An 8,574-nucleotide genomic window follows, 5' to 3' on the forward strand; every position below is an offset into this window, starting at 1 on the left:
GTCATAAATCTTATACGATGATCTATTATGCTCCCTTAGCTCTTTTATAGCAATTCTTGCATGGCTTAGAATTTCATTATCTTCTCCTATTGCAATACCGATGCTTATGGAGATTTTTATATCAGTATCATCATCAAGGGTTAAAATCTCCGTCTGATCGAAAAAAGATATCATGGAGCTTGCAAGTTCTGATAGCTTTTTTGAACTCATCAGCTCACTGCAGACGACTATAAATTCATCGGAATTAAGTCTAAAGAGCTCTGAAGAAGGCGGCTTTACAATACCTATTAGCCTTGATACTTCAATGAGAACTCTATCACCCACTTCAAATCCATATGCGCTGTTTATGTTGCTAAAATTATCTATATCAATTAAAAAAACATTGGCATGTTCTAAAGATTTAATATTTTCCATCAAAGCAAATCTGTTTGGAAGATCTGTTAATGCATCTCTATTCATATCTTGCACTCTTAATTGTTTTTTACAACAATATAACTTTGCGGTTTCACGGATCTATATTTTGGCATTCCCATGCCGATAGTTGAGTTAATATATGTCGGGTCTGCAATAACATACTCTTTTGAACCTGCTCTTATCTTATCTCCATCAAGCGGAATGTAGAGTGCCGTTGCCATGTGGTCTTCATATTTAACACCCAGAACGCTAACCCCAAAAAGCTCTTTCATGAGATATGAAAATAGAACTGCCCTATCTTCGCAATCGGACTTCTCATAAAAAAGAGTCTCCTGTGCAAACATAACCTTCTCTTTTCCAAACTGTTGATTATCCTGCTCATATTTAAATGACTTTTGGACAAAACTAAGCACAAAGTTCATAGCCTCGCTTGCTTTTTTGCCATCGATATGTTTTTTAATTCCTGCTGCCAAATCTCTATATGTCCTTTGCTCAATCGGGGCATTAAAGAAAGTCTCATACTCAGCCTGTGGGTATGAAGCCATAAAATCTATAAGATTTTTATTGTATGAGATTGCAACATCATACTTCTTGTCAAAATTGTAAAAACTAAGAACCTTATACTCTAGATTTTCTCCCAAAAGAGGAAGCGCATCCAAAGAGAGATCAAGCGGTTTTGTAGCTCCGGGATAATTCTGCTTATATGAAAAAACTCTGTCTATTCTCTCGTTGCTTCTGTCGAAAAAAACATAATACTTTTTATTACTAAAATTAAAATTTGGTGCTGCATAGATTGTCTTTGCGGAGTAGTGCATCAACACTATGTGCCTACCGTCCAATCCTATTTTCACAGCGTAACCAAGCTTATTCAATAAAAACCATCTAAGAAGTTTAGAAGTATCTTCGTTTTCATAAAGATTTTGCGAAATTTTTGAAACTAAAAGATATGTACCCCAATCGTTTAAATTCATAGATTTTGAGACTCTTTGAATCTCCAAAACAAGAGATTCATACTCACTTGAAGCAACCGCATCGAAATAGTTGGCTATTCCAATCTGGTTTGTAGGGTAAAAATTTGCTCTCTTCACTCCATCTGAAATGTCAAACTCCAAATTTTTACCATAAAAATCAAAAGAGATATCTTTTGCCCTTTTCTGCGGCGGCGGAGATATGGCAGGCTCTTTTTGGATTGGCGTCAAATCCTCTTTTGGCTCTTTCTCTGCTTCAATTTTTATGCTTATTTTTGGTCCGACCGGCTTAACTTCTTTGGGTTTTGCAGGTTCAATAGTTATCGGTTTTTGTTTCTCGTATAGAGACTTCATCTCTTGGAGAGTGTAGGCTTCCCACTCCTGCTTTAAGTAGTTGCTAAAAGCGCCGTCTCTCTCATCTTTATACTCTTTAAACGAGTCTGTTTGAGACCTTTTAAAATCTTTAAAACTCTCCTCGGCAAGAAGTGTTGAGAAACTTAGCGCAACAAGTAGACTAAAACGGCCAAACCGCCTGAATAATTTTTGTACCCCAACCCTGTTTTGTCGCACGATCAACATCTCCCTGTGTCTTATAAAGAATTTTAGCATCACTAATCTGTGAGGACTCTATTGTATTGTACTGATCAATATCATAGGGGCGTATAACACCGCCGATCTGTATAATCTGCTTTTGGTCGTCAACCAGAATCTCTCTCTTACCCGATATAAAATAGTTTCCGTTTTCTAACACTTTGACAATTCTAGCAGAGATAGTCGTAGCAAACGATGCATCTCTTGACGCGCTTCCCTGTCCGCTGTAAGCGCTTGAAGAGCTTGCATCAAAACCTATATTTGTCAAACCGTTTAGTTTGTTGGCTGCCGAATTTACCGCAGAGTTTGAACCTCCAGAGCTAAAGACACCGCCGCCTAAGCCCATTGCATCATCTTCGCTAAGCTGCTTTGAACCTGTGCTTGAACTCTTTGCATTTTCAGAGATAACAACCGTTACAACATCATTTACATGCATAGCTTTGTGGTCTGTAAAAAGAGGGTTTTCACCCTGCCCAAAGATACTTCCCACAGAAGTAAAATCTTTCTTGTCCTCACGTGAAGGCATCTGCTCTACATAAGCAGGCGGCTCAAAATCGATCTCAGGTTCCGTCAAGTTAGCTGCGCATCCAGAAAAAAACAGTATAGCATAAATCGGCATTAGCACTGTTAAAATAGTTTTTTTCAATTTTTCTCTTTTTAGTTCTTGTTTATTAGTTATAATTCTAGCAATAATAGTTCCACATAAAAGGAAAAAAATGAATTTAAGAGATAAAGTCAACCAAGATATCAAAGATGCTATGAAAGCAAAAGACAACAAAAAGAGAGACGCTCTAAGACTTTTAAGCAGTGCCTTTAAGCAGGTAGAGGTCGATGAAAGAAGAGAACTTAGTGATGATGACATTATAAAAATCATACAGTCTCAAGTAAAAAGAAGAGACGATGCCGCAACACAGTACAGAGACGCCGGACGTGAGGATTTAATGCAAAAAGAGTTGGATGAGATAGCCTGCTACAAAGAGTATCTGCCTGCACAACTGAGCGATAGCGAACTTCAAGAAGCACTCAAAGAGATAATTGCAAAAGTGGGCGCCACAACCATCAAAGATATAGGAAAAGTTATGGGAGCGGCATCTAAAGAGCTATCAGGCAAAGCTGATGGAAAAAGAATCAACGAGTGCGCAAAGACACTACTCTCATAAGATAAGAGGGTAGTCTCCTCTCCTATCTCCCTTAACCAAACTTTAGTTTTCTAAGCGCGTGCGAGGCGTTCGCCTCTTTTTAGACGTTTTTATTTTTTCCATATTTCAAATTTCTAAGTGCTACTTCTTCATCTTTTTCTCTCATTAAAGACTCTCCGACCAAGAAAGCATCGACTCCTGCTTTTGACAAATCTTCAAGCTGTCCATGCTCGTAAATTCCGCTCTCTGCAACGATTACTTTTCCGTTTGGTATCATTGGGATCAGCTCGTAAGATAGCTGCATATTCATCTCAAAAGTTTGAAGATTTCTGTGATTTATCCCGATAATATCACTACCCGCGTAGATAGCTTTTACCAAATCGCTCTTGTCATGTACCTCAACAAGAGCCTCCATGCCTAGATGTCTTGTGTATCCCAAAAGCTCTTTTAGCTCGCTCTTGCTAAGAGCCGCGGCGATAAGAAGGATGAAATCCGCACCGTGAACCATCGCTTCGAGTATCTGATATTTGGTTACTATGAAATCTTTTCTAAGAAGCGGGATTCCGACGTATCTTCTAATCTGTCCCAGATAATCCAAATTGCCTTGAAAAAAGTGAGGCTCCGTAAGCACAGAGATAGCACTTGCCCCTCCTCTCTCATAGCTCTGCGCAATTGCTACCGGGTCAAAATCTTCACGAATCACCCCTTTTGAAGGAGAGGCCTTCTTTACCTCGGCAATAATTCTGTACGGATCCTCTTGCGTTGCACTCAAATACGGAAAAACGTCTCTTGGCGCTCTTGCATTAAAGGCGAGCGAACGTCCCAACCAGTCGAGTGAAAACTCTTTCTCTCTTTTTATTACGTCTTCTCTTGTTCTTTTTATTATCTCATCTAAAATCATTCTACTTTTTACCCTTTTTGTTTTTTACGCACTTTTTTATAGCTTCAATATGTTTTACAACCTCATCATTGCTGCTGCCTTGCATATTTGCTACTTTTTTCATAATTTTTGCAGCCCTTTGGCAATTCCCAAGCTTGTAGTATCCCCATGCAAGAGAGTCAAGGTAGTAGATAGAGTTTGGTTCTATCTCAAGTGCCTCTTTTACGTACTCTATCCCCTTTTTTATATCTATACTATGGTCAATCAAAAGATAGCCGAGATAGTTAAGATACATACCATCTTTTTTTGTTTTTATTACCTCTTGGAGCTTTGAGATAACGCTTTTATGCATCGCTTTGTTGCTCTTGTCCTCAGCGCTCTCATACTCAAAAATTGCACTCTGCCCGAGGTAGCTAACATCACCGCTCTCTTTGTAGAGCTCTTTTGCGATACCAACTGCTTTTTTATAGTTTCTTGTCTGCACATAAAGTTGAAAGAGCAGTTCATTGTTAATCCTACTCTGCTCTAAAAATTCAATCATCTTTGGATAATCTTTTTTATAGCCGTATATCTGAACTATTTTTTCACCTATATCTCTGCTTGAATCTATTTTATAGAGTCTTAAATAGGTCGATAAAAGACCTTCGATATTGTTATCATTGCTATAAAAACCGATGAGTTTTGAGCAGATTAGTTTTGAGCAACCGTTTATCCTAGAGTGAGTTTCAAGCTGTGCTATGGCATCTTTTTTTCTCTCTAGATTGACGTACAAAATAATTGCCATCTTCTCAAGTATCTTTTCGTTATAGTCTTTAATATAAGCGCTCTCAAGATACTTCAGAGCTGTGTCATACTGCTTTAGCTTTACATATATCTCACTTACAAGCAGATAATCATCAACGTTGTTTGACTTGGTAACAAGTTTGATTGCAAGCTCTTTTGCCTCAACCAATCTATCCGCTCTCATAAGGGCTACTATTTTAATCCTTATAAGCTCAAAATCATCTATTTTATCTCCTGCAATTTCATTGACTCGCTCTATAGCCCGCTCGTTTTCATTTGCCGCTAAATCATCTCTTAGAGAGCGGTACAGGTACTCTTTCTTATCTGTTTTTAAATAGAGTATATTAAATATATTTGATGAGCTATTGTAATCTTGCTTCTCCTCAAGCCAAAGAGCATTGAGTATATATAAATCCTCGTTCTCAAAAACTTTCTGATGCCCTTTTACTTCTACCTCTTTAGATGAACACCCCAGTATAAAAAGAAGTGCAACAAGAAAAAGAGATAATTTTAAAATACTACGCATCAACAACTCCCGGGCACTCTAATTTCAACTCATCGACTCTTGTTTTAAAGTAGTCCCAAAAAGGAAAAGTTCTGCACTGCTGGGGTCTTGCTTCATATATTGCACATCCGTTTGATTCTTTGTTGTAAAAAGCACACTCATAACTCTCCCCAATTTTTCTCTCTTTTATAGAGTATCTGTACCCGTGTTTAAAAAGGTATTTTTCGCTAAACGCTTGTGTCTCTAATCCCAATAGGTCGGCAATACTCTCTATCTCCGAGGCACTCACATGGATATATCCGCTCTCTCCCGTGCAGCATCTTGCCTCACAAGAGCTGCATGCTGAGGCATCAAAAATGTAATTGTATCCGTCTTTTTTAATTATATTTGACATTTTATACTTTGTGTCCGTGCTTTTTTATATATATTTTGAGCCTCTTTTGAAAACTCTTCCCCATCAAAACTGATAAAGGGCGCCCAAATTTTCATAAGCGATTTTGAGCCGTTTCTGGCATGAACCATCACAAGCGATGCTGCCCTGTCCTGCTTAGGATGAATAAAGCGTACATCAACCGCTCTCATATTTGTTTTTGCAAGCTCCGTGCAGATGAGTCCAAACTGCGAAGCGTCATAACAGAAAATAAAATGAGACCTTGGTTTTAAGAGTCTTGAGACCTTTTTAAAAAACTCACCTAGCGGTAAGTTGACATTATAGCGTGCATTAAATAACATCTTATTCTCACTCTTTGTAACACCATCATGATAAAAAGGCGGATTTGAAATAATATAATCATACTTCACATCTTCGCTCATCTGCAAAAAATCACTCTTGTAAAGCTTGAGCTCTATCTTGTTTACTCTTGCATTTATCGAAGCATACTCTGCAAAAACATCCTGCTTCTCAACGGCTTCAAGTTCAACTCTCTCGTTGTCTCGTGCGACCAAAAGTCCCACAACACCGCACCCTGCCCCAACATCTAAAATCTTCCCTCTGGGTTTAAAATGATTTATAAAGTCATATAAAAAGATTGAGTCGCTGTTATAGCAGTAGCCCTCTTGCGGCTGATAAAGAAGCATATATGCAATTCCTAAAAGTTCATTTTTGGATATAATTTTGCCATTATATTATTAAAGGCTTTAAATGATAATTATTCCGGCAAGGCTTGCTTCAAGCAGATTTCCACAAAAAGTCTTAGCAGACATCGGCGGAGTTCCGATGGTAGTGCGAACCGCGCAAAGAGTTGCACATCTGGGCAGAGTCGTCGTTGCAGCTGATGATGAACTCATTATCTCCACATGCAGAGCGCACGGCATTGAGGCGATGCTGACCTCAACAACGCACAAAAGCGGTACCGACCGTATCAATGAGTGTGCAAATATACTAAAAGTATCTGATGATGAGCTTATCATAAATGTCCAAGCAGACGAGCCTTTTATAGAGGCTGATGTCGTAGAAAAGCTCATCAAAAGATTGGAAGGGCTAAAACAAAAGGGTGAAGAATTCATCATGGCAAGCTGCTACAACTCCATAAACAGCGAGTCAGCGCAAGATGCCAACTTGGTAAAAGTGGTACTAGACGACAAAGACAACGCCATCTACTTCTCACGTTCTCCAATCCCTTTCAACAGAAGCGGAGAAGCGCAATACTTCGGTCACATAGGGATATACGGTTTTAGTAAAAAAAGTCTAAAAGAGTTTTGCAATCTTGATGATGCACCTATTGAAGATATTGAAAAACTAGAGCAGCTTCGTGCAATCTACCATCAAAAGAAGATAAGCATGGTTAAAGTAACAAGTACAGGTTTTGGAATAGACACCGAGGAAGATTTAAAAAGAGCGGTGGAGATATTTTTATAGTATCTTCCCTATTTATAGGGATTTAAAGCCCACTTGTCTACTTCTAAAACAGGCTGTTATTTAAGAGAAGGTACAGAAAAGGTACAGGTATAAATAAATTCTTTCCTTAAAGTAGTGTTTGAGTATATCTGTAACACTATATGTTTGTATTCAGATGCCATCCATCTATCAGGGGCTTATGGCGATGCCAAGGCTGCGAAGCAGACGAGGTTTTCGGGTGGGTGGGCATAGAGTGAAACGATTATGTCCATCCCGAACGAAACGCCATAGCCTTTAGTAAAAACTTTCACTCTACTACTAAGAGATAACGGCATCTACTGACACCATATACTATGCTTATAATTTTGAACTTCTTTATGATGCGACTCTCCATGATACTTTGCTTGCCCCCTTTGTCTTTACAGTCTGGCATCCATACTTTGCTTTTATGTCGTCCATGCTCTTTTGTTTTGGGTTCCTCCCCTTCATCTCTCCATAGTACCACATCTTCTTTTTTGAAGCCCATTTGAAATTTAACTCTTTGAGGGTTTCTTTTATGTGTTTTGTGTCACCACTCAACCAAATCCATGAGCCAACTACTTCAATAATAATGTTTTCATAATGTAAAATCTTAGAGATAACTTTTTCAAGTTCTAAGTCAAACTCTGCATCTTCTGAAAAACTTAATCCATGTTCTAAAATATGGTTATATACTGCGTTCAATATTTTAAATAACTCATCTGTTCCGCCAACATCAGGATGTAATTTTTTAGCTAACTCTTTGTATATTTTTTTAGCCTCATTAATCCCATCTATACCTTTAAATTGCTCTTCAATTTGTGCCCGTGTCATGATATGCCCCTTAAATATTTGCTATAAGATTTTTAAAATCTTAGACGCTACAAGCGGAAGCTCTTCTCTCTTCCACCATTCTTTTTTGGCTGAAAACCTTTTGAATACCGTCTGCTTACACTACTACTCTTTAAAATAAACTGGACTGCAAGTTCATTTTAGTATCAAGATAGTGGTGTATGCTCTAAGGGTTCACAAAGTTTCAGACAAAGAGATAAACATCACGATAGTGTGAACCTTGGAGTGAAGCGACCAACAAGAGCCCAGAGGCGACTGAACGAGTACCATCAAACTAAAGAGCTGTGCCCATAGGGATGGTTAACATCAACACGACATTCTTTTAAACGCAGTGGCAACTTTGCTCGTAGTTTACGAAGAGGTAAGTTGTAAAAGAATGTGTGTTATGTCTAAAGTAAACTTAGTTCATCCGCTGTGAATGTAAGTGGGTCAGTTTAGCTTCACACTTGTTTGGAGATAAACTTAGCCGTCTCATTCACGGCTGTAGGTGCACTCAGTTTGCGTCCAAAGCTATACCACTTGTTTGAGCGGAGCGAGTTAAAGCCTAATGGCGTTTGAATGGTATCATCATGGTGAAGTGAAGAACG

General features: G+C 38.5%; 10 protein-coding genes. 2 read left to right on the forward strand and 8 right to left on the reverse strand.

The genetic code is table 11. The annotated features are described in order from the left end of the window. The 3 genes from RQ763_RS06670 to flgH form a co-directional block, all read right to left on the reverse strand. The coding region (locus RQ763_RS06670; protein ID WP_314151903.1) for a GGDEF domain-containing protein at positions 1–459 on the reverse strand (459 nt) is incomplete at its 3' end. 11 nt (positions 460–470) lie between these two features. Then, positions 471–1,961 carry a hypothetical protein gene (locus tag RQ763_RS06675; protein WP_314151904.1) on the reverse strand — a complete coding sequence of 497 codons (1,491 nt, stop codon included), beginning with the start codon at positions 1,959–1,961 and terminating at the stop codon, positions 471–473. Then, positions 1,897–2,592 (reverse strand): flagellar basal body L-ring protein FlgH, encoded by a 696-nt coding sequence (gene flgH, locus RQ763_RS06680; protein WP_314151914.1) that lies wholly within the window; start codon positions 2,590–2,592, stop codon positions 1,897–1,899. Before flgH ends, RQ763_RS06675 begins: the two co-directional genes overlap by 65 nt. 97 nt (positions 2,593–2,689) lie before the next feature. Between flgH and RQ763_RS06685 the strand changes: the two genes are divergently transcribed. Further along, positions 2,690–3,133, forward strand: coding sequence for a GatB/YqeY domain-containing protein (locus tag RQ763_RS06685; protein ID WP_314151906.1), 444 nt, complete (start codon positions 2,690–2,692; stop codon positions 3,131–3,133). Positions 3,134–3,212: 79 nt separating this feature from the next. Here the strand turns inward: RQ763_RS06685 and trpC are convergent, their stop codons facing one another. Genes trpC through RQ763_RS06705 form a run of 4 tightly spaced genes read right to left on the reverse strand, consistent with a single transcriptional unit; the run spans position 3,213 to position 6,357 of the window. Beyond that, a complete protein-coding gene (gene trpC, locus RQ763_RS06690; RefSeq protein WP_314151907.1) occupies positions 3,213–4,013 on the reverse strand; it encodes an indole-3-glycerol phosphate synthase TrpC in 801 nt (266 codons plus the stop codon). 1 nt (position 4,014) lies between these two features. Next, a complete protein-coding gene (locus RQ763_RS06695; protein WP_314151909.1) occupies positions 4,015–5,301 on the reverse strand; it encodes a hypothetical protein in 1,287 nt (428 codons plus the stop codon). After that, positions 5,294–5,674, reverse strand: a complete 381-nt coding sequence (locus RQ763_RS06700) for a YkgJ family cysteine cluster protein (RefSeq protein ID WP_294932348.1) — start codon at positions 5,672–5,674, stop codon at positions 5,294–5,296. Before RQ763_RS06700 ends, RQ763_RS06695 begins: the two co-directional genes overlap by 8 nt. Continuing rightward, positions 5,662–6,357, reverse strand: a complete 696-nt coding sequence (locus RQ763_RS06705; protein ID WP_314151911.1) for a tRNA1(Val) (adenine(37)-N6)-methyltransferase — start codon at positions 6,355–6,357, stop codon at positions 5,662–5,664. The genes RQ763_RS06700 and RQ763_RS06705 overlap by 13 nt, the downstream gene beginning before the upstream one ends. Before the next feature lie 64 nt (positions 6,358–6,421). On the opposite strand from RQ763_RS06705, the gene kdsB reads away from it, so the two are divergent. Further along, positions 6,422–7,138 carry a 3-deoxy-manno-octulosonate cytidylyltransferase gene (gene kdsB / locus RQ763_RS06710; protein ID WP_314151912.1) on the forward strand — a complete coding sequence of 239 codons (717 nt, stop codon included), beginning with the start codon at positions 6,422–6,424 and terminating at the stop codon, positions 7,136–7,138. 354 nt (positions 7,139–7,492) lie between these two features. Here kdsB and RQ763_RS06715 read toward each other — a convergent pair whose 3' ends face one another. Continuing rightward, positions 7,493–7,969, reverse strand: coding sequence for a J domain-containing protein (locus RQ763_RS06715; protein ID WP_314151913.1), 477 nt, complete (start codon positions 7,967–7,969; stop codon positions 7,493–7,495). Between the last annotated feature and the right edge of the window lie 605 nt (positions 7,970–8,574).

This window comes from Sulfurimonas sp. (genome assembly GCF_032250635.1).
Classification (GTDB): domain Bacteria; phylum Campylobacterota; class Campylobacteria; order Campylobacterales; family Sulfurimonadaceae; genus Sulfurimonas.